The sequence below is a fragment of the Thalassovita sp. genome (genome assembly GCF_965218685.1).
GTDB lineage: Bacteria > Pseudomonadota > Alphaproteobacteria > Rhodobacterales > Rhodobacteraceae > Thalassobius.
Genome location: NZ_OZ244657.1, coordinates 2,254,414 through 2,272,740, shown reverse-complemented (window position 1 = coordinate 2,272,740; position 18,327 = coordinate 2,254,414). Strand labels below are relative to the sequence as shown.

Below are 18,327 nucleotides of genomic sequence, written 5' to 3'. Positions count from 1 at the left end.
AGTCACATCTTTGAATTGCCTCGCCCCTGCGTTTCCTGCAAACGTGGGGGCGATTTCATTTACGGGGGTGCCCCATGTGGGAAAAACGCTACGCGACCGACACGTATGTTTTCGGCAAGGCTCCGGCAGTGTTCCTGGTGGATCACAAGGCGCTGCTGACGCCCGGTCAGACCGCCCTGGCCGTCGCTGACGGAGAGGGGCGCAACTCGGTCTACATGGCCGCGCAAGGCATGGATGTGACCGCGCTGGAGTTCTCGGCCTCTGCCATTGAAAAGGCGAAATCATTGGCCGCAGAGACCGGCGTGACTGTGGATTTCCGCAATACCGACGTGCTGGCCCATGACTGGCCCGATCAATACGACATGGTTGTCGGTATCTTCATCCAGTTCGTCGGCCCAGAAGAACGCGCGCGAATGTTTGACGGGATGAAACGTTCGGTCCGGCCCGGGGGGCTGATGGTGCTGCACGGCTATACCCCCAAACAGGTCGAGCTGGGCACCGGGGGGCCGGGCCGCACGGAAAACATGTATACACCTGACCAACTGGCCGCTGACTTCAAAGGTTGGGAGATCCTGGAAAACCGCGCCTATGAACGCGAAATCCAAGAAGGCGCCGGTCATTCGGGCCTGTCCGCCCTGATCGATTTCGTTGCGCGGAAACCTGCCTAGGCGGGGCTTCCCAGACCGCCTTGGCAATCGGCGCGATGGCCTTGCTCAGATCCGCTAGCGTTACCGGCTAAGAGCGCGGGCATCTGCAAAGGACAGAAGCGTCTTGGTATCTTCATCCCAAAGATGCAGCCGAGCGTTCGCAAAGCTTTCGCGGATCGTCATGCGATTGCCTTGTGCCAGGGCGCCGTGATCGCGCAGGACCTCAGGCAGCCGGTAAAACGGGATGCGGCTATAAAGGTGATGCACGTGGTGGATGCCAATATTCGCAGTCAGCCAGCGCAACACCGAAGGCAGCACGTAATGCGAGCTTCCGTGCAAGGCGGCCTCGTGCAGTTGCCAATCTTCTTCTGCTTCCCAATGCGTCGCTTCAAACTGGTGCTGCACATAGAACAACCAGACCCCGATCGTTGCGGCCAGCAGCGTGGTGGGCAGGAAAATCAGCAGAATTGGCATCAGGCCGCCAAAATATGCGATGACGGCCAGGCCAAGGAATATCGCCATGTTCGTCAACATTGCGCTCAGCCAGAAATTACCCTTGGTCATAAAGCCCAATGGCAGTCGGTTTTGCAGCAAAAACAAGTAACTGGGCCCCAAACCGAACAGGGTGATCGGGTGCCGGTACAGCCGATACATAAGCCGCCCCGAACGTGAAAGCGCGCGGTACTCTGCCACAGTAAGCGTGCTGATGTCCCCCATGCCGCGCCGCCCAAGGTTCCCAGCCGAGCTGTGGTGAATGGAATGCGAGCGCCGCCAAACGTCATAAGGTGTCAGCGTAAGCACCCCGATCACGCGCCCAAGCCAATCGCTTGTGCTCCGGCTTTTGAAAAATGCGCCGTGACCACAATCATGCTGAATGGCAAACAGCCGCAAAAGGAAAAACGCATTGACGAGCGAAATCCCGAATGTCAGCCAATAGCTGTAGGAAAGCGCCCACCAGGCAAGCGCCCAAAGCGCCACAAATGGGCCGAAGGTAACGGCCAGTTCCGTCCAGCTGCGCAGCCGACTCGGTTCGCGGTATTCGGCCAGAATACGGACCCAATCTTTCGCCTCCCGGACATCAGTTTGCATCTCGGAAGAATCTGAGAGATGGGTCATATGCCTGCATTTCTTGTCGTTGTTGATTGCAACGTCCTTAAACGATTGGGACGTATTCGCAAATGGCTAACATGCGCGATTTGTCGCGGCTGGGGACGATCCACGTAGAAAGTGCGGTACGTCGGACATTAAAAGGCCCCCTGACTTTGGGGGCCTTTTGTTTTGGGGTTTATGTTTGGTTGTTGTCTCAGCAGGCCTCGACGGCGCGTTTGGTGAGAACCTTTGCGATGTGGGCGCGGTAGGCGCCGGTGCCGTGCATGTCGGTGATCATGTCATCGGCTGGCAACGACAGGCCTTCAATCGCAGCGGGGCTGAAGTTGGCCGACAGCGCTTCTTCGGCCTCGGACCAGCGGAACACGCCGTCATTGCCGGCCCCGGTCACGGCCACGCGCACGCCGCCAGCATATTTGGCCACGAAGACGCCGCACAGCGCAAAGCGCGAGGCGGGTTGCTCGAACTTCTGATAGCTGGCCGCCTGCGGGATCGGGAAGCGGACGGCGGTGATGATCTCGCCCTCCTCCAGCGCGGTGCCGAACATGCCGTCAAAATAATCATCCGCCGCGATCTCGCGCGCGGATGTCACAACCGTCGCCCCCGAGGCCAGCACCGCCGAAGGATAACACGCCGCCGGGTCATTATTGGCGACCGAGCCACCGATGGTGCCGCGATTGCGCACCGCCGGATCGCCGATCCCGCCCGCCAGCGCCGCCAGCGCAGGGTAATCCCCCGCACCCGCAGCCACGGCGGCATGGGTGGTCGCGCCGCCCACGGTCAGGGTGCCGCCCGCGGACGTCACCCCCTGCATCTCGGCAATGCCCGACAGGCTGACCAGGGACGTGGGCATCGCCAAGCGCTGCTTCATCGTTGGCAGCAGGGTCTGACCGCCGCCCAGGGGCTGGGCATCCTCTGATTTCAGGGCCTCCACGGCCTCGCCCACCGACGCAGGCTTCACGAAGTCGAAGTTATACATCTCTTTTCTCCTCCCAAAACGTCAGGGGCCGCGCCCCATTCCGCTTCTTTGTTCCATAAATACTCATGTCCCGGCCGCGCGGCACGCGCCACGCCGCCGGGGAAAAGAGCCTCAGCCCTGCTGCATCGCTTCCCAGACCCGCGCGGGGCTGACAGGCATGTCGATATGATCCACGTTGTAACCACCGCGCTGCAGCGCATCGATCACCGCGTTGACCACCGCAGGCGGGCTGCCGATAGCCCCCGCCTCGCCGCAGCCTTTCACACCAAGCGGGTTGTGCGTGCAGGGCGTCTGGCAGGAATGATCCACGTCATAGAACGGCACATCCGACGCGCGCGGCATGGCGTAATCCATGAAGGACCCGGTCAGAAGCTGGCCGTTTTCATCGTAGACGGTGTTCTCCAGCATGGCCTGGCCGATACCTTGCGCAACACCGCCATGGACTTGTCCGGCCACGATCATCGGATTGATCACGTTGCCAAAGTCATCCGCCGCGGTGAAGCCCAGGATCTCAACCTTGCCGGTATCGGGGTCCACCTCGACCTCGCAGACATAGGCACCCGAGGGATAGGTGAAGTTCGACGGATCGTAAAATGCCGTCTCCTCCAGCCCCGGCTCCAGGTTCTCCAGCGGGTAGTTATGCGGCACGTAAGCGGCCAGGGTCACATCGCCCCAGGCCACGGATTTATCGGTGCCCGCCACGCTGAACTGGCCATCCTTCAGCTCGATATCCGCCTCCGAGGCCTCCAGCAGGTGGGCCGCGATGGTCTTGGCCTTGTTGATGATCTTCTCGGTCGCGCGGACCATGGCGCTGCCGCCCACCGCGATGGACCGGGACCCGTAAGTACCCATGCCCATCGGCGTTTTGGAGGTATCGCCATGCACGATGTCGATCTGGCTGACATCAATGCCGATCATTTCCGACACGACCTGCGCAAAGGTCGTCTCGTGCCCCTGACCGTGGCTGTGGGACCCGGTAAAGACGCTGATGGATCCGGTCGCATTCACCCGCACGGTGGCAGATTCATACAGGCCCGCACGCGCGCCCAGCTGACCCACAAGGTTCGACGGCGCGATGCCGCAAGCCTCGATGAAGTGCGCCAGGCCATAGCCGCGCAGCTTGCCGCGCGCTTTGCTTTCCGCCGCCCGCGCCTCAAAGTTCGCATAGTCGGTCATCTCCAGCGCCTTATCCAGCGTCGCGTGGTAGTTGCCGGTGTCATAGGTCACCGCCACGGGCGTGTCATAGGGGAACTGCTCGGGCTTGATGAAGTTCAGACGCCGCAGCTCGGCCGGGTCCATCCCGATCTCGCGCGCGGCCTTGTCCACCACACGCTCCAGCTGGAAGGTCGCCTCGGGGCGGCCCGCGCCGCGATAGGCATCCACCGGCACCGTGTTGGTAAACACCGCCTTCACGTTCACATAGATCAGCGGCGTGGTGTAATTCCCCGCCATCAGCGTGCCATGCAGCCAGGTCGGGATCGAGGGCGCAAAGGTCGACAGATAGGCGCCCATATTGGCATAGGTGTCGGTGCGCACGGCGGTGAACTTGTAATCCTTGTCCATCGCCAGTTCGATCTTGGTCACGTGATCGCGCCCATGAGCGTCCGAGATGAAGGCCTCGGACCGGCTGCAGGTCCATTTGACCGGACGGTTGATCACCTTCGAGGCATGGGTCACAAAGGCCTCTTCGGCATAGTGATAGATCTTGGACCCAAAGCCGCCGCCCACATCCGGGGCCACGACGCGCAGCTTATGTTCCGGAATGGACAGCACAAAGGCCCCCATCAGCAGCCGGATCACATGCGGGTTCTGGCTGGTGGTATAGAGCGTGTATTCGTCGTTCGCGCGGGAATAATCGCCCACCGCCACGCGCGGCTCCATCGGGTTGGGGACCAGGCGGTTATTGACCAGCTCCAGCGTGGTGACGTGATGCGCGTTCTTGATCGCCTCGTCCACGGCCTCGCGGTTCTCTTCGACAAAACCCCAGTCATAACAGAGGTTTGACGTCAGATCGTCATGCACCTTGGTGGCGCCGTCCTTCAGCGCATCCTTCATGTTCAGGACCGGTTCCAGCTCTTCGATGTCCAGCTCGATCGCCTCGGCCGCATCGCGCGCCTGTTCCAGCGTTTCGGCCACCACCACAGCAATCGGATCGCCCACGTGGCGCACCTTGCCCTCGGCCAGGATCGGGTGCTTGGGTTCCTGCATGGGCTCGCCATGCCGGTCCGTCACCTGCCAGCCGCACGGAATGCCGCCCGCCGCCTCAAAGTCAGCCGAGGTGAAGATCTTCACCACGCCCTCCATCGCCTCAGCCGCGGCCGTGTCGATGCTGTTGATCTTGCCATGCGCCACTTCCGAGCGCAAAAAATACGCATGCGTCTGGCCGTTGATATTGATGTCGTCGGTGTAATTGCCCGCTCCGGTCAAGAAGCGGATATCCTCGCGGCGTTTCGTGCTGTCGCCGATGCCACCTTCTCTGGGCATGTCCTTGGGCATGTCATTTCCTCCCTGAAATGTCTTATTCGGCCGCCACGGCGCCAACGTCCTGACCGGACGCCGCCATGATCGCCTTGACGATGTTGTGATACCCGGTGCAGCGGCAGATATTGCCCTCAAGGTAATCGCGGATCTCGCCCTCGGTCGGCTGGGGGTTCTCTTTCAGAAGGGCCGCCGCAGACATCACCATGCCCGGCGTGCAAAACCCGCACTGAAGACCGTGATGATCCTGAAACGCCTGCTGGATCGCGTTCAGCGTCCCGTCCGGTGCCGCCTGACCCTCGATCGTCGAGACCTCGGCACCATCCGCCTCGGCCGCCAAAATCGTGCACGCCTTAACTGCAACACCATCAACATGCACAACACAGGCTCCGCACTGAGACGTGTCACAACCAACATGCGTCCCAGTCAAACCCAATCCATCCCGCAAAAAATCAACCAACAACGTACGGCCCTCAACACTGCCGGATCGGGAGACCCCGTTTACAGAAAGCGTAATATCAACCATTTCATCCTCCCTTGAAATGAGAGCGGAATTTTGTTCCGCCTTGTGGATCAAGTAAAACATGTCCGCGCCGGACAGCGATAGTATTTTCTGAGACAACTTTGACTTTAACGGCGTGCGCTGCGCGGCATGGGACGCGTGGGGATTTCTTTCAGCAGGCCCCCGACGCCCATTCCGGCAATATCTTCATGGGTGACCTCCAGCCCGCAGGCGATACGCGAAAGCACCCAGTCGGCGCCGTTCAGCGCAGGCGAGCGGGCACAGCCCGGCAAACCGATCACGGGGCGGTCCTTCAGCGCGCCGACAAACAGCAGGTTGCCGGGGTCGACGGGCATACCGAAGCGATCCACCTGACCGCCGGCCTGGCGCACGGCTTGCGGTGCGACATCCATCGGATCCGACGTGGCCGAGCCGGTCAGGATCAGCGCAAGATCGGTTTCGACCCTGGCAAGAGCCGCACCAAGCGGAGCCTCGGCATGAGGGACAGCCTCGACATTGACCAGCGTCATTCCAAGCGTTTCCAACCGGTTACGGATCGCTTCTACACCTTTTTCGCCTGCCCCGCCGGGGATTTCCGTGACGATCAGCGTGGCCGTGCGAAGGGTCACCGGGGCAAAATCGATTGCCTCGTGGGCCAGATCGCAGGCGCTTTGGATATCCTGCGCGGGCACCCCGTACGAGATAACCTTGACCGTAGCGACCATCCCGCGTGGCCCCATCTGTTGATACGCGGGCACCGTGGCAACGGTGATCATCGGGTGCACGCCATTTGCCGCGCGCAAACGATCCGTGTCCAGCAACGCCACCCCCGGTCCGGGGGCCAGTACGTTGACACGGCCGGTAAAAGCCTCGGTCTGTATCAATGGACTGCCGTGTTGGACCAAAGCGGCCGCAAAACGGGCGGCGGCCGTGTCTTCATGCAGGTCATCAGGGCCAAGGCTGGCGACGGTGACGCTGTCCAGCCCAGCGCTTTGCATCTGCGCGACATGGGCCCCGGTCAGGACCAGCCCCTTGCGCAGCTTTGCGCCGTTCAGCTCCAGCGAATGGGCCAAAATCGCGCCTTCGGCCTGAGAGGGGGGGACGGGGCCGAATTTCATCCCTGCCTCAGCACCTGTGTTGCCTGCGCCAGGATGGCAACGGCGATCTCGGCCGGGCTGGCAGCACCGATGTTCAGGCCAACGGGGCCGTGGATGCGGGCGATCTGCTGGGCCGAGAACCCCTTTGCAATCAACCGATCAACCCGCTTGGCATGGGTCCGGGTCGATCCAAGCGCCCCGATATAGAACACATCCGCGCCCAGCGCCTGTTCCAGCGCAGGATCGTCCAGCTTAGGGTCATGTGTCAGCAGCACCAGCGCGGTACGGATGTCCAGACCCAAAGATTTCACCGCGTCATCGGGCCAATCGTTCAGGATGGTTTCCCCCGGAAAGCGCGCCTGAGATCCAAAACTGTCGCGCGGATCAATGATCATGGGGTCATAGCCCGCCAGTCGCGCCATGGGCACCAGGGCTTGCGCGATATGCACCGCGCCCACAACGATCATCCGCAGCGGAGGATTATGGATCGCCACGAAAAATCGTCCGTCTTCTTCAAAGCCTGAACGGTCCATGCGGAAACGTTCGTCATATCCGTGATGGGTAAGCCAGCGGTCTCCGTCCACCAGGTCGGCCACAACGGCAACAGGTTTGCGGTCGGCACGCGCCGTGACCAGCCCTTCAAGCAGGTCCAACGGCAGCGCATCGCCAATCGGTTCGACCAGAACGCGGATGGTGCCCCCACAGGCCAGACCCACGGCAAAGGCATCCCCGTCACTGACGCCGAACTCCAGCACGCGCGCTTTGCCGTCTTCCATCGCCTCAAGCGCTTCGACCACCACCGCGCCTTCGACGCAGCCGCCCGAGACCGAACCTTCGATTTCGCCTTCGCCCGACACTGCCAGCTGGCTGCCGACCCGCCGCGGGGCGCTGCCCCAGGTTTCCACCACCGTTGCCAGTGCCGCGCCCTTACCTGCGTTGTACCAAGCCAAGGCAGTTTCGGGGATATTGTCGAACCGGTCCATCATGCGCCCTCCCTTTGTCATCAGCTAAGCCTCTGATCCTTCATGTCTAGCCATCCCGCAATATTTGCATCAAGCGGTCTTTCTCGCCCCCGTCATCAGGACGCGAGATCGCCTGGGCCAGTTGTTCCAGCGTAGCGATCGAATGCCCCGCACGAAAGGCATCCACATGCGGCAGCATCGCCTTGATACCCGAGGCCTTGGGCGCGAAACCATCCCAGCGCAACAGCGGGTTCAACCAGATCAGGCGACGCGAGGACAGGTGCAGGCGTTCCATCTCTTTGCCCAGCGCGCCCGCGTCACCGCGATCCAGCCCATCAGTAATCAGCAGTACCACGGCGCCCTGCCCCATTACCCTGCGAGACCAGTCTCGGTTGAAGTCATGCAGACAATCCCCGATCCTTGTGCCGCCCTCCCAGTCCTGCGCCTCGGCACCTGCGGCTTTCAGCGCCTGATCCACATCGCGTGTGGCCAGATGGCGGGTGATATTGGTCAGCCGCGTGCCAAAGGTAAAGGCATGCACCTTGGCCCAGCCTGCGCCTTTTTCATTGGCGACAGCGTGCAGGAAATGCAGCACCATGCGGCTGTATTGGCTCATGGAGCCTGAGATGTCGCACAGCACCACAAGATTGGGCCAACGCGGCTTGGGGGATTTCAGCGCGATCTTGTGCAGCTCGCCCCCACGGCGCATGGAGCCGCGCAAAGTGCGCCTCCAATCGATGCTACGCCCCCTCTGACTGGGTTGCGCCCGGCGCGAGGCGATGGGTTTCACGGGCAGTTTCAGACGTGCCAGCATCCGGCGGGCCTCGGCGGCTTCCTCAGCGCTCATCTGTTCGAAATCCAGCGTTTTCAGCCGTTCCTCGGTGGACATGGTCTGCGAGGCATCGACCTCGATCTTGGTCTCATCCTCGGGGGTGTCGGGTTCGGGGATGTCGGGCAATTGCCCATCCAGCAGCGCTTGGGCTGCACGTTTTTCAGCCGATTGCGCGGGCTTTTCCTCCTGCACGCCGCGAATGGCAGGCAGCATCATCGCCATCATATGTTCCATGTATCGCGGATCGCGCCAATAGAGCCGGAATATCTGGCTGAAGATCAGCCGATGTTCAGGTCGGTTCACGAAACAGGCATGAAGCGTCCAGTAGAAATCACGTTTGTCCGTAAACCCTGCTGCCTGCACCGCGCGGATCGCGTCAATCACCCGGCCCGGCCCAATGGGCAGCCCCGCCTTGCGCAGGGCGCGGGCGAAATAGGTGATGTTATGGGTGAGCTTGGGATTATCCGGCAGCTCGAGATCAGGAAGCGTGGCCATGGGCGTGCCCTCAGGCCGGGGCCAGTGCGGCCTGGGATTCCTCCAGCAGACGTTTCGCCTCGGAGCCTTGCAGACGTTGAATATCGTCCTGGTATTTCAGGATCGCGCCAATCGTGTCCGAGATCACCTCGGGGGACAGGGACAGCACATCCAGCGCCAGCAGACATTTCGCCCAGTCGATGGTTTCAGCCACACCGGGTTTCTTGAACAGATCCTCGGTGCGCAGACGTTGGACAAAGGCGACAACCTCTTGGCTCAGCGCCTCGGCGGCCTCGGGGGCGCGGGCTTGCAGGATTTCCACCTCGCGGTCGAATTCGGGATAATCCACCCAGTGATACAGACAGCGGCGTTTCAGGGCGTCATGCACTTCGCGCGTGCGGTTCGAGGTCAGGATGACGATGGGCGGTTCGGGTGCATGCACGGTGCCCAGCTCGGGGATCGTGACCTGGAAGTCGGAAAGCGCCTCAAGCAGGAAGGCCTCGAAGGGTTCGTCCGTGCGATCCAGCTCGTCGATCAGCAGCACAGGCGCGCCACCGGGCTGGGGGCGCATGGCCTGCAGCAAGGGACGTTCAATCAGATAGTCCTGGGTGAACAGCTCGGTTTGCAAGGCGTCACGGTCGGCACCGCCCCCGGCCTCGGCTGTACGGATGGCGATCATCTGGGCGGCAAAGTTCCATTCATAGACGGCAGACGACGCATCCAGCCCCTCGTAACATTGCAAACGGATCAGGCGCCTGCCCAGCGCTGCGGCGATGGCTTTGGCGATCTCGGTCTTGCCGACACCAGCCTCACCTTCCAGAAACAGGGGGCGCCCCAGCTTCAGCGACAGAAAGGCCACCGTGGCCAAAGCGCGTCCGCAGACATAGTCCTGCCCGGCAAGCGCCGATTGCACATCGTCGATGGAATTGATTTCAGTCATCCTCGTCCTCCCTTAGGGCATGAGAGAGCCCCATGCGCGATGCGTCAAGTGGCACCAAGGTGCAAGACGCTGCGTGACGTTGACGCCCCGGCCCAAGGCTGTCATGATTCCGGTAACGATTTCTGGGGTAGAACGGGACCACCCGCGGCCAGAGTATGGGCAGTGTCATGACCGAAAAAGACCCAATGGATCAGGGCGAGGCGTCAATGCGCATCACCGCCGTGACCTGTGTAAAAAACGAGGGGCCGTTCCTGCTGGAATGGATCGCCTTTCACCGTGTCGTGGGCGTCAGTGATTTCCTGTTTTACTCGAACGATTGCAGCGATGGGACCGACCGATTGCTGGATGGTTTGGCCACAGCCGGGATTGTCACCCATCTGCCCAACCCCGCGCAGGGGCGTAACTATCAGATGGAGGCTCTGCGCCACGCGGCCAAACAGGACATCGTGACGGGCGCCGACTGGGTCTGGGTCGCGGATGTGGACGAGTTTCCGAATATCCACGTGGGTGATCACACCCTGCCCGCGCTGATCAAGGCTTGCGACGATCCTCAGGCGATCTCTCTTACCTTCCAATTCTTCGCCAACGCGGGGATCGAGAAATTCAAAGACGTCCCGGTGATCGAGCAGTTCACCCGCACCCATAACCCCGATATCTGGTGTGGCGAGCTGGCGATCGAGGTGAAAACCCTTATGCGCCATGACTTTCCGCTGAAATACTTCGGCGCGCACCGGCCGTTCTTCCGCGATAAGCTGCCGCCCCGCAAGCATCCGCGCTGGACCGACGGGTCGGGGCGCGATGTGCCTCAGAAATTCCTGGTGGCCGCGAACCCCCGGCGTATTCGCAAGTTTCCGGCTGCGGGCGCACGCAATTTCGCGACGCTGCATCATTATGCCCTGCGCTCGCTGGACAGCTATCTGGTCAAGAACGACCGTGGCGACGTGAACCGGGAAAACCGCGCTTTTGACGACAGCTATTGGCGCGAGCGTAACGATGACGGGGTCGAGGATCACTCGATCCATCGCTACCTACCAGCCCTGCGCACCGAAATGACGCGCCTGCGGGCCCTGCCCGGCATCGCGGGCCTGCATGATGACTGCGTGCGCCTGCACCGCGAAAGATGCGCCCAGTTGCTGGAGCAGCGCCCCTATCGCAAAATGCGCCGCCATTTGCGCCAGACCTCGACGATTTCCGCCGAAGAAACCGAGCTGCGCGCACTTCTGGGGTTGGACACATGAGCGAACGCGTGCGGATCATCAACCTTGGCCTGCCCAAATCAGGCACGACGACCCTGGCCCATGCGCTGCGTGTCTCGGGGTTGCGGATCGCGGATTTCCGTATTCGCAAGCGCCAGACGCCGGACACGTCCTTGCACGGGGCTTATGTCGGCGAGCTGCTGTATCGCAATTACTTCGAAACAGGCGATCCCCTGCACGGGCTGGATCTGTTTGACGGGTTCTCGGAGATCAGCACCCTGCAACAGGGCGTGTCCTACTGGCCGCAAATGGATTTCGGCCTGATCGAGGCGATCCGCGAACACCACCCAGGCGCGCGCTTCCTGGCCACCTGGCGCACGCCCGAGCGGTTGTCGAACTCGATGCTGCGTTGGTCCAACTTGGGCACCGAACGTCTGCCCGAAGGCCAGGTTCCCGGCCTGCCCGCCCCGTTTGGGGGACGCCCGGAACACCGGATGCAATGGATCTGTGCCCATTACGCCCATCTGGAACGGCTTTTCGCCGGGGATCCGCGTTTCTTGTTGCTGGACGTCAGCGCGCGCAACGCGCCCCAAACGCTGGGCCAATTCCTGGGTCGTGAAATCCCCTGGTGGGGCAAGGCCAACCGCAACCCCGCCGCGAACCCACAAGAATCAGAGGCTGAATGATGCGGATATACCTGCATATTGGTCTTGAACAGGTGGGGGCTTCACGGCTGCAATCCGTGCTGAATGACAAGCGCGAACAGCTTTTGTCCAAGGGTATTCTTTATCCGCGCAGCCCCGGTGCCAAGAACCATACGCGCCTTTACATGGCTGTCACCGACCCGGGTCACGTGGACCCTCTGCGCGCCAGCCGGGGCTATGCGGATGCCGCAGATCAGGCCGCATTGCGTGCGGATGTCGTGACCAAGCTGCACCAAGAGGTCGCCAGCGCCAACCCGGACACGCTGATCCTGTCGGCCAGCCAGCTTGGTGCCTCGCTGTCGCGCCGGTCCGAGCTGGAGCGTCTGCGTGACTTGCTGGCACCGCTGTCCTCGGACATTCGCGTCATTGCCCATGTGGACGAGCAAGCGCGCGTTCTGGCCCGCCATTATGCCCATCAGGTCATGTCCGGCCGCGCCCAGTCTCTGGCGCTGGAGCAAGAAATGGCTGGCACGGCAGATTGGTGGGATGACGCCCTTTTGGACGGGCACGAGGTTCAGCCCGCACTGGGGCAGTTTCAGGAAATTCAGGCCCCGCCGTTCTGGCTGGACTACACACGACTTGTGACCGAATGGGAAAGCGTCTTTGGCCAAGGATGTGTCACCCTGCGGCCCTATGATGCCAAGCTGTTTCACTCTGAAGGCGCCACCGAAGAGTTGTGCACCGCCTTTGGCATCAAGGGGCAGATTGGCAAGGCCGCCGCAGCCTTGGTGCCCGGCCTTGTGCCCGCTGCCCACATAACGCGCGCCCGGCAGCTGAACGAGCTTCTGATGGCGCTGCTTAAACGAACCGGCAAGGTGATCCCGCGCAAACTGTGGAGCACGATGACCAGGGACGTGGCCATCGACGGCCCGCCGATCAACCCAGCCTCGTTGCGGCAAATCTCGGCCGGGTTCACGGAAGCAAACGCCAATCTGACCCAGGCGTTCCCCGCGTTGTCCGAGGCGCTGCGCCCGACCCGTGGCAAGGCCCCCGCCTGGTCCGAAGCGGACCCGGAAAACGGTTATCGGGCCTCTCAATATCTGCTGGCTTTCATGGGCCGGATCGACCGGGCCACCCGTCAGGAAAAACGTCTGCAGGACCCGCCCAAGGAAAACGTGAATGGGGCGCAACTGGGTGCCTCGCTGGCGCCGCAGATCCGCGCGATCATGCCGCCCCTGGCCCAGCAGAACCTGATCAAGCTGCAAAGCTCGTCCTTCAAGCCACACAACCGCATAGGAACCCTGCGCGAGGATCAGCTTGGCGCGCCCTATCCGTCTATGGTGCCGCGCAAGAACCGGCCGCGCACAGCCATCGTTGGCTGCATGAAGAACGAGGCGCCCTATATTCTGGAATGGGTAGCCTACCACCGGGCCATCGGGGTGGATGACTTCCTGATCTACACAAATGACTGCAGCGACGGCACAGACCAAATTTTGCGGCGCTTGCAAGAACTTGGCATCCTACAGCACCGCAACAATGATAACTGGTCCGGCAATTCGCCTCAGCAATTCGCGCTGGATAACGCCCGCCAGGAACCTGTGCTGAAAAACGCTGATTGGATCGCCCATATCGACGTGGACGAGTTCATGAACATCCGGTGCGGCAACGGCACCCTGGACGACTTTTATGCGATGGTGCCCGGGGCCAGCAACGTGGCCATGACCTGGCGCCTGTTCGGTCACAGCGGAGTGGACAAGCTGGCAGACAAGTTCGTCATCGAACAATTCGACCGCTGCGCGCCGAAATACTGCCCAAAGCCGCATACTGTCTGGGGTTTCAAGACCCTGTTCCGTAATATCGGGGCCTATGAAAAGCTCAGTTGCCACCGCCCCAACAAGCTGTCTGATGACATGGCTGATCGGGTGAAATGGGTCAATGGCTCGGGTCAGGATATGACCAACGACGCGCTGAAAAACGGCTGGCGCAGCTCGCGCAAGACGATCGGGTATGACCTGATCCAGCTGAACCACTATGCCCTGAGATCGGCCGAGAGTTTTCTGGTCAAACGCCAGCGCGGCCGGGCACTGCATGTGGATCGCTCGATCGGGTTGAACTACTGGATCCGCATGGACTGGAACGATCATCAGGACGTGACCATCCAGCGCAACGTCCCCCGTTTGCGCGCTGAATACGACCGGCTGATGCAAGACGACACCTTGCGCGCACTGCACGAAAAAGGGCTGGCCTGGCATCGCGCCAAGGCCGACGAGCTGCACGACATGCCCGAGTTCCAAGAGCTGTACGCCCAGGCCCTGTCGATCAAACTGACCAGCCCCGAGCGTGTCGCCTGGGCGCTGGCCCTGGACATGGAGAGCTGAATGCCGCGTATTCTGGCGATCCTGAGTGTGCGCAACGAGGGCAGCTTTCTGTTGGAATGGCTGGCCCATCACCAGGCCTGTGGCTTCACAGATTTCCTTGTTTTCTCAAATGATTGCCAGGACGGCACCGACACAATGCTGGACCGGCTGCAGGGCTTGGGGCTGCTGACCCACATCCGCAACCCCGGCCCCCATGACAAACAGGGCATCCAGTTCACAGCCATGCGCCTTGCCGCCCAAGCCGAGCTGACCCGGCAAGCGGACTGGATCCTACCATTGGACGTGGACGAGTTCGTGAATATCCATGTGGGCGACCGAACGGTTTCCGCTTTGGTCAAAGCATTGCCCGACGCGACCGCGATCACGCTGACCTGGCGGCTGTTCGGGAATGCTGGGGTGGTCCTATATGCGGACCGCCCGGTGACGCAGCAGTTCACCCGCGCCGCTCCGCGTGTGATCCACTGGCCTTGGCGCGCCGTGATGTTCAAGACGCTTTATCGCAATGACGGTACCTATGGGCGTCCCGGCGTTCACCGCCCCGCAGACCCAGATCCGACCCGGCTGGCGCAGACACGCTGGTTTGACACCGAGGGACGAGAGCTGGGCGAGGCGTTCCAGACCAGCCGCATCTTCTCGGATTACCGGCAGGAACACTATGGTTTGGCGCAGTTGAACCACTATCCCCTGGGCGCGATGGAATCCTATCTGGTCAAGGCTGACCGTGGCCGCGCCGTGCATTCGGACGATCAGCTGGGCATGGATTACTGGACCGAGAGGAATTACTGCACAGACGAGGACACCAGCATCACGGCCATGGCCGACCGGATGCGAGAAAACCTTGCCGCCCTGAAAAAGGATGAACAGCTGGCTCAGCTGCACAGGACCGCCGTCGAATGGCGCCGCGCCCGTATTCAAAACCTGCTTGAACAAGAGCCCTATCGCGCCCTGATGACCCGCATGATGCTGACGCCCCCGGCCCGGCCCATCCCTGCGCAGGCTGCGCGATATTTGGCCCATCACGCGGCGCGCGCGCACGACGGGGCTGCATCATCCCGCAGAAAGCCCTAGGATTCTCCGCATTTTCGCCCCATTGGACACCTAGGTCTGAAATCCTAGATAAAGTCTGCGTGGCGCAGGCGACGAAGGATAAGCGGTATGACGGATCTGTTGAAATTACTGGAAACCCCCCTGAACGGTCTGAAACGTCCGTCGTGGCTGGGAAAATTGCAGGACATTTCAGACGAAGCCGGCTTTTTCGAGCCGCTGGGCAAGCGCCACTTTGCAAGCTTCATCGATCTGAACGAGACACTGATTGTCACCTTCGAATCGATCCAAGGCATTCAGGCCCTATCAGAAACCGCGCAACCCATGGGTTGGGAAGTCGCGCGCGAACACGGCTGGTCGCACCTTGCGCTGATCTCGGACGGGGATACATGGTTCCGTGATCAGGCGGTCTATGACCTGTTTGACCAGTTGATCGACGATGGTTTCTTTGAAGAATTTGACCGGGTCGTGTTTTATGGCGCGGGCCCGTGCGGCTATGCCGCCAGCGTGTTTTCCGTCGCCTCCCCCGGCGCGACCGTGCTGGCCGTACAGCCTCAGGCCACGCTGGATCCGCGGGTTGCCGAATGGGACGACCGCTTTATCGAGATGCGCCGCACCTCGTTTACCGACCGTTTCGGATATGGCCCCGACATGATCGAGGCCGCCGACCAAGCCTTTGTTTTCTATGACCCTCACGAGGATCTGGACGCCATGCACGCGGCGCTTTTCACGCGTTCGAACGTGACCAAGCTTCGGATGCCCAACATGGGTGACGCGCTGCAAACCGAGCTGTTGACGATGGACTTGCTGTTCAGTGTCCTCAGCCAAGCGGGGCACGGAACATTCTCGGCCGCGTCTTTCGCCAAACTCTACCGCGCCCGTCGCAACAATGCGTCGTATCTGCGCAGCCTGCTGGCACGGCTGGACGTGCAGGACCGCCCCTATCTGGCCACGATGCTGTGCCGCAACGTGGTAGGCCGTATGCACGCCCCGCGCATTCGCCGCCGCCTGGACGCATTGGAAAAGGCCGCAGCCGAGGGCAATTTCCAGATTCCCGCCGCCTGAGGCAATTTCGCGCGCCAACCCTCTGGTCCACGCGCGCAGATCGGTGTAATCGCGAGGGTATGAGCACCTCGATCACCATCACACGCCCCGATGACTGGCACCTGCACCTGCGCGATGGCGCGATGCTGCAGGCTGTCCTGCCCGAAACCGCCCGCCATTTTGGCCGCGCCATCATCATGCCGAACCTGGTACCGCCCGTGGTCACCAGCGCCGATGCAGCTGCCTATCGCGACCGGATCATGGCCGCCCTGCCCGAAGGCATGACCTTCGAGCCGCTGATGACGCTCTATTTGACCGAGGATACAGATCCCGCAGATGTCGAGGCTGCCTTTACCTCGGGCCTCTGCTCCGCCGTCAAACTCTATCCCGCCGGGGCCACCACCAACTCGGCCTCGGGCGTGACGAATTTCGACAAGGTCCGCCCCGTGCTGGAAAAGATGGCCGAGATCGGGATGCCGCTCTGCGTCCACGGTGAGGTCACCGATAACGACATCGACATATTCGACCGCGAGGCTGTCTTCATTGACCGGGTGCTGGACCCGATCCGCCGCGCCACCCCGGGCCTGCGCGTCGTGATGGAACATATCACCACCAAGGACGGCGTGGATTACGTGAAATCCAACGACACCGATCTGGGCGCCACGATCACCACGCACCACCTGATCATCAACCGCAACCACATCCTGGTGGGCGGGATCAAACCGCATTACTACTGCCTGCCCGTCGCCAAACGCGAAGAGCACCGCCTGGCCCTGCGCGCAGCCGCGACAAGCGGTGATAACCGCTTCTTCCTGGGCACCGACAGCGCCCCGCATGTGGACGCGGCCAAGGAAACCGGCTGTGGCTGCGCGGGCTGCTTTACCGCCACTAACACCATGGCCCTGCTGGCGCATGTCTTCGAAGAAGAAGGCGCGCTGGACAAGTTGGAAGGCTTTGCCTCACTGAACGGCCCCGCTTTCTATCGCAAACCCGTCAACACCGGCACAATCACCCTGACCAAAGGCGCGCCCGCCGAATGGCCCGCCAAGATCCACAGCGAAGACGGCCCCGTCACCGTCTTTGATCCGGGCTTCCCCGTGCATTGGCACGTCACTGCCTAAGCCCGCTTCTTTGCTCACCAAATACTCCCGCCGGAGGCACCTGCCCGCAACGCCAGCGCCCCGGTTCAGATAAAAGGACACCGCAGATGATCCCCGCCGCCTACCCCACCAAAGAAGAGATCGCTCGCCTGACCGCGCGGATGCTGCTGGAAATCAAAGCCGTGCATTTCAACGCGGACGACCCCTTTACCCTGGCCAGTGGCCTGCCCAGCCCGACCTATATCGACTGCCGCAAGCTGATCTCTTATCCGCGCATTCGCTCGACTCTGATGGATTTCCTGACCGTCACCGTGATGCGCGAGGCCGGTTTCGAGGCGTTTGACAACATTGCCGGTGGTGAAACGGCTGGCATTCCTTTCGCCGCCATGGTCGCTGAACGCATGGCTCTGCCCATGACTTACGTGCGGAAAAAACCCAAAGGCTATGGCCGCAACGCCCGCATCGAGGGCGCCATGTCCGAGGGCGAGCGCGTGTTGCTGGTCGAGGATCTGACCACCGATGGCGGTAGCAAACTGTCCTTCGTGGACGCGATTCGCGAAACTGGTGCGTCCTGCGGGCACACAGCGGTAATTTTTTACTATGGCATCTTCCCCGAGACCGAGAAAACCTTGGGAGATCATGGCGTTAAACTGCACCACTTGTGCACCTGGTGGGATGTTCTGGCCGAGGCACGCGAATCCAAGGCCTTTGACGAGAACACGCTGAAAGAGGTCGAAGCCTTCCTGACCAGCCCGCGCCCCTGGCAAGAAGCGCGGAAGAAGGGCTGATTTCAGCCCGCAGAACACGCATATATTGACGAAACGCATGCGCTCGACGCATGATGTTGTAGGGGATAAGTTGCTCACAGCTTATCCCCAGAAACATACAATTTGCCTGTCTGCG

General features: G+C 61.5%; 16 protein-coding genes. 8 read left to right on the top strand and 8 right to left on the bottom strand.

Annotation, left to right across the window (positions count from 1 at the left end; genetic code table 11):
• The first annotated feature begins 74 nt into the window (after nucleotides 1–74).
• Entirely contained in the window at nucleotides 75–668 is a 594-nt protein-coding gene (locus ACOQOQ_RS11250) for an SAM-dependent methyltransferase (RefSeq protein WP_420567080.1), read from the top strand.
• Between the two features lie 60 nt (nucleotides 669–728).
• On the opposite strand, the gene ACOQOQ_RS11245 is transcribed toward ACOQOQ_RS11250, so the two are convergent.
• The 8 genes from ACOQOQ_RS11245 to ACOQOQ_RS11210 all read right to left on the bottom strand — a co-directional run bounded on the left by ACOQOQ_RS11245 (nucleotide 729) and on the right by ACOQOQ_RS11210 (nucleotide 10,018).
• The gene (locus tag ACOQOQ_RS11245) at nucleotides 729–1,763 is read right to left on the bottom strand and encodes a fatty acid desaturase (protein WP_420567079.1); all 1,035 of its coding nucleotides are present in this window, start codon (nucleotides 1,761–1,763) and stop codon (nucleotides 729–731) included.
• Between the two features lie 187 nt (nucleotides 1,764–1,950).
• Entirely contained in the window at nucleotides 1,951–2,733 is a 783-nt protein-coding gene (locus tag ACOQOQ_RS11240; RefSeq protein ID WP_420566574.1) for an FAD binding domain-containing protein, read from the bottom strand.
• A 111-nt stretch (nucleotides 2,734–2,844) separates the two neighbouring features.
• Nucleotides 2,845–5,217: a xanthine dehydrogenase family protein molybdopterin-binding subunit gene (locus ACOQOQ_RS11235; RefSeq protein ID WP_420569750.1), complete on the bottom strand. Its 2,373-nt coding sequence runs from the start codon at nucleotides 5,215–5,217 to the stop codon at nucleotides 2,845–2,847.
• A gap of 34 nt (nucleotides 5,218–5,251) precedes the next feature.
• Nucleotides 5,252–5,737, bottom strand: coding sequence for a (2Fe-2S)-binding protein (locus ACOQOQ_RS11230; RefSeq protein ID WP_420567078.1), 486 nt, complete (start codon nucleotides 5,735–5,737; stop codon nucleotides 5,252–5,254).
• 104 nt (nucleotides 5,738–5,841) lie between these two features.
• Nucleotides 5,842–6,831: a molybdopterin-binding protein gene (locus ACOQOQ_RS11225; RefSeq protein WP_420567077.1), complete on the bottom strand. Its 990-nt coding sequence runs from the start codon at nucleotides 6,829–6,831 to the stop codon at nucleotides 5,842–5,844.
• Nucleotides 6,828–7,793: an XdhC family protein gene (locus tag ACOQOQ_RS11220; protein ID WP_420569764.1), complete on the bottom strand. Its 966-nt coding sequence runs from the start codon at nucleotides 7,791–7,793 to the stop codon at nucleotides 6,828–6,830. Before ACOQOQ_RS11220 ends, ACOQOQ_RS11225 begins: the two co-directional genes overlap by 4 nt.
• 46 nt (nucleotides 7,794–7,839) lie before the next feature.
• The gene (locus tag ACOQOQ_RS11215) at nucleotides 7,840–9,099 is read right to left on the bottom strand and encodes a vWA domain-containing protein (protein WP_420567076.1); all 1,260 of its coding nucleotides are present in this window, start codon (nucleotides 9,097–9,099) and stop codon (nucleotides 7,840–7,842) included.
• A 10-nt stretch (nucleotides 9,100–9,109) separates the two neighbouring features.
• Nucleotides 9,110–10,018 carry an AAA family ATPase gene (locus ACOQOQ_RS11210; RefSeq protein WP_420567075.1) on the bottom strand — a complete coding sequence of 303 codons (909 nt, stop codon included), beginning with the start codon at nucleotides 10,016–10,018 and terminating at the stop codon, nucleotides 9,110–9,112.
• Nucleotides 10,019–10,224: 206 nt separating this feature from the next.
• Here ACOQOQ_RS11210 and ACOQOQ_RS11205 point away from each other — a divergent pair, with 206 nt between their 5' ends.
• The 7 genes from ACOQOQ_RS11205 (at nucleotide 10,225) to ACOQOQ_RS11175 (ending at nucleotide 18,212) form a co-directional block, all read left to right on the top strand.
• Nucleotides 10,225–11,256, top strand: coding sequence for a glycosyltransferase family 2 protein (locus ACOQOQ_RS11205; RefSeq protein ID WP_420569763.1), 1,032 nt, complete (start codon nucleotides 10,225–10,227; stop codon nucleotides 11,254–11,256).
• A complete protein-coding gene (locus ACOQOQ_RS11200) occupies nucleotides 11,253–11,900 on the top strand; it encodes a hypothetical protein (protein WP_420567074.1) in 648 nt (215 codons plus the stop codon). Before ACOQOQ_RS11205 ends, ACOQOQ_RS11200 begins: the two co-directional genes overlap by 4 nt.
• Complete coding sequence (locus tag ACOQOQ_RS11195; protein WP_420567073.1) at nucleotides 11,897–14,236, top strand: glycosyltransferase family 2 protein; 2,340 nt, start codon at nucleotides 11,897–11,899, stop codon at nucleotides 14,234–14,236. Before ACOQOQ_RS11200 ends, ACOQOQ_RS11195 begins: the two co-directional genes overlap by 4 nt.
• Nucleotides 14,237–15,304 carry a glycosyltransferase family 2 protein gene (locus tag ACOQOQ_RS11190; RefSeq protein ID WP_420567072.1) on the top strand — a complete coding sequence of 356 codons (1,068 nt, stop codon included), beginning with the start codon at nucleotides 14,237–14,239 and terminating at the stop codon, nucleotides 15,302–15,304.
• A gap of 87 nt (nucleotides 15,305–15,391) precedes the next feature.
• Nucleotides 15,392–16,345, top strand: a complete 954-nt coding sequence (locus ACOQOQ_RS11185) for a phosphoadenosine phosphosulfate reductase (RefSeq protein ID WP_420567071.1) — start codon at nucleotides 15,392–15,394, stop codon at nucleotides 16,343–16,345.
• Between the two features lie 59 nt (nucleotides 16,346–16,404).
• A complete protein-coding gene (pyrC, locus tag ACOQOQ_RS11180; protein ID WP_420567070.1) occupies nucleotides 16,405–17,445 on the top strand; it encodes a dihydroorotase in 1,041 nt (346 codons plus the stop codon).
• An 86-nt stretch (nucleotides 17,446–17,531) separates the two neighbouring features.
• Nucleotides 17,532–18,212 (top strand): orotate phosphoribosyltransferase, encoded by a 681-nt coding sequence (locus ACOQOQ_RS11175; RefSeq protein ID WP_420567069.1) that lies wholly within the window; start codon nucleotides 17,532–17,534, stop codon nucleotides 18,210–18,212.
• The last annotated feature ends 115 nt before the right edge of the window (nucleotides 18,213–18,327 follow it).

Excerpts from the sequence above, each read along its gene's own strand:
- ACOQOQ_RS11250 (WP_420567080.1), top strand. The coding sequence starts at position 75 with ATGTGGGAAAAACGCTACGCGACCGACACGTATGTTTTCGGCAAGGCT.
- ACOQOQ_RS11245 (WP_420567079.1), bottom strand. The coding sequence starts at position 1,763 with ATGACCCATCTCTCAGATTCTTCCGAGATGCAAACTGATGTCCGGGAG.
- ACOQOQ_RS11190 (WP_420567072.1), top strand. The coding sequence starts at position 14,237 with ATGCCGCGTATTCTGGCGATCCTGAGTGTGCGCAACGAGGGCAGCTTT.
- ACOQOQ_RS11205 (WP_420569763.1), top strand. The coding sequence starts at position 10,225 with ATGCGCATCACCGCCGTGACCTGTGTAAAAAACGAGGGGCCGTTCCTG.
- ACOQOQ_RS11200 (WP_420567074.1), top strand. The coding sequence starts at position 11,253 with ATGAGCGAACGCGTGCGGATCATCAACCTTGGCCTGCCCAAATCAGGC.
- ACOQOQ_RS11215 (WP_420567076.1), bottom strand. The coding sequence starts at position 9,099 with ATGGCCACGCTTCCTGATCTCGAGCTGCCGGATAATCCCAAGCTCACC.
- ACOQOQ_RS11210 (WP_420567075.1), bottom strand. The coding sequence starts at position 10,018 with ATGACTGAAATCAATTCCATCGACGATGTGCAATCGGCGCTTGCCGGG.
- ACOQOQ_RS11185 (WP_420567071.1), top strand. The coding sequence starts at position 15,392 with ATGACGGATCTGTTGAAATTACTGGAAACCCCCCTGAACGGTCTGAAA.
- pyrC (WP_420567070.1), top strand. The coding sequence starts at position 16,405 with ATGAGCACCTCGATCACCATCACACGCCCCGATGACTGGCACCTGCAC.
- ACOQOQ_RS11195 (WP_420567073.1), top strand. The coding sequence starts at position 11,897 with ATGATGCGGATATACCTGCATATTGGTCTTGAACAGGTGGGGGCTTCA.
- ACOQOQ_RS11175 (WP_420567069.1), top strand. The coding sequence starts at position 17,532 with ATGATCCCCGCCGCCTACCCCACCAAAGAAGAGATCGCTCGCCTGACC.
- ACOQOQ_RS11220 (WP_420569764.1), bottom strand. The coding sequence starts at position 7,793 with ATGGACCGGTTCGACAATATCCCCGAAACTGCCTTGGCTTGGTACAAC.
- ACOQOQ_RS11235 (WP_420569750.1), bottom strand. The coding sequence starts at position 5,217 with ATGCCCAGAGAAGGTGGCATCGGCGACAGCACGAAACGCCGCGAGGAT.
- ACOQOQ_RS11230 (WP_420567078.1), bottom strand. The coding sequence starts at position 5,737 with ATGGTTGATATTACGCTTTCTGTAAACGGGGTCTCCCGATCCGGCAGT.
- ACOQOQ_RS11225 (WP_420567077.1), bottom strand. The coding sequence starts at position 6,831 with ATGAAATTCGGCCCCGTCCCCCCCTCTCAGGCCGAAGGCGCGATTTTG.
- ACOQOQ_RS11240 (WP_420566574.1), bottom strand. The coding sequence starts at position 2,733 with ATGTATAACTTCGACTTCGTGAAGCCTGCGTCGGTGGGCGAGGCCGTG.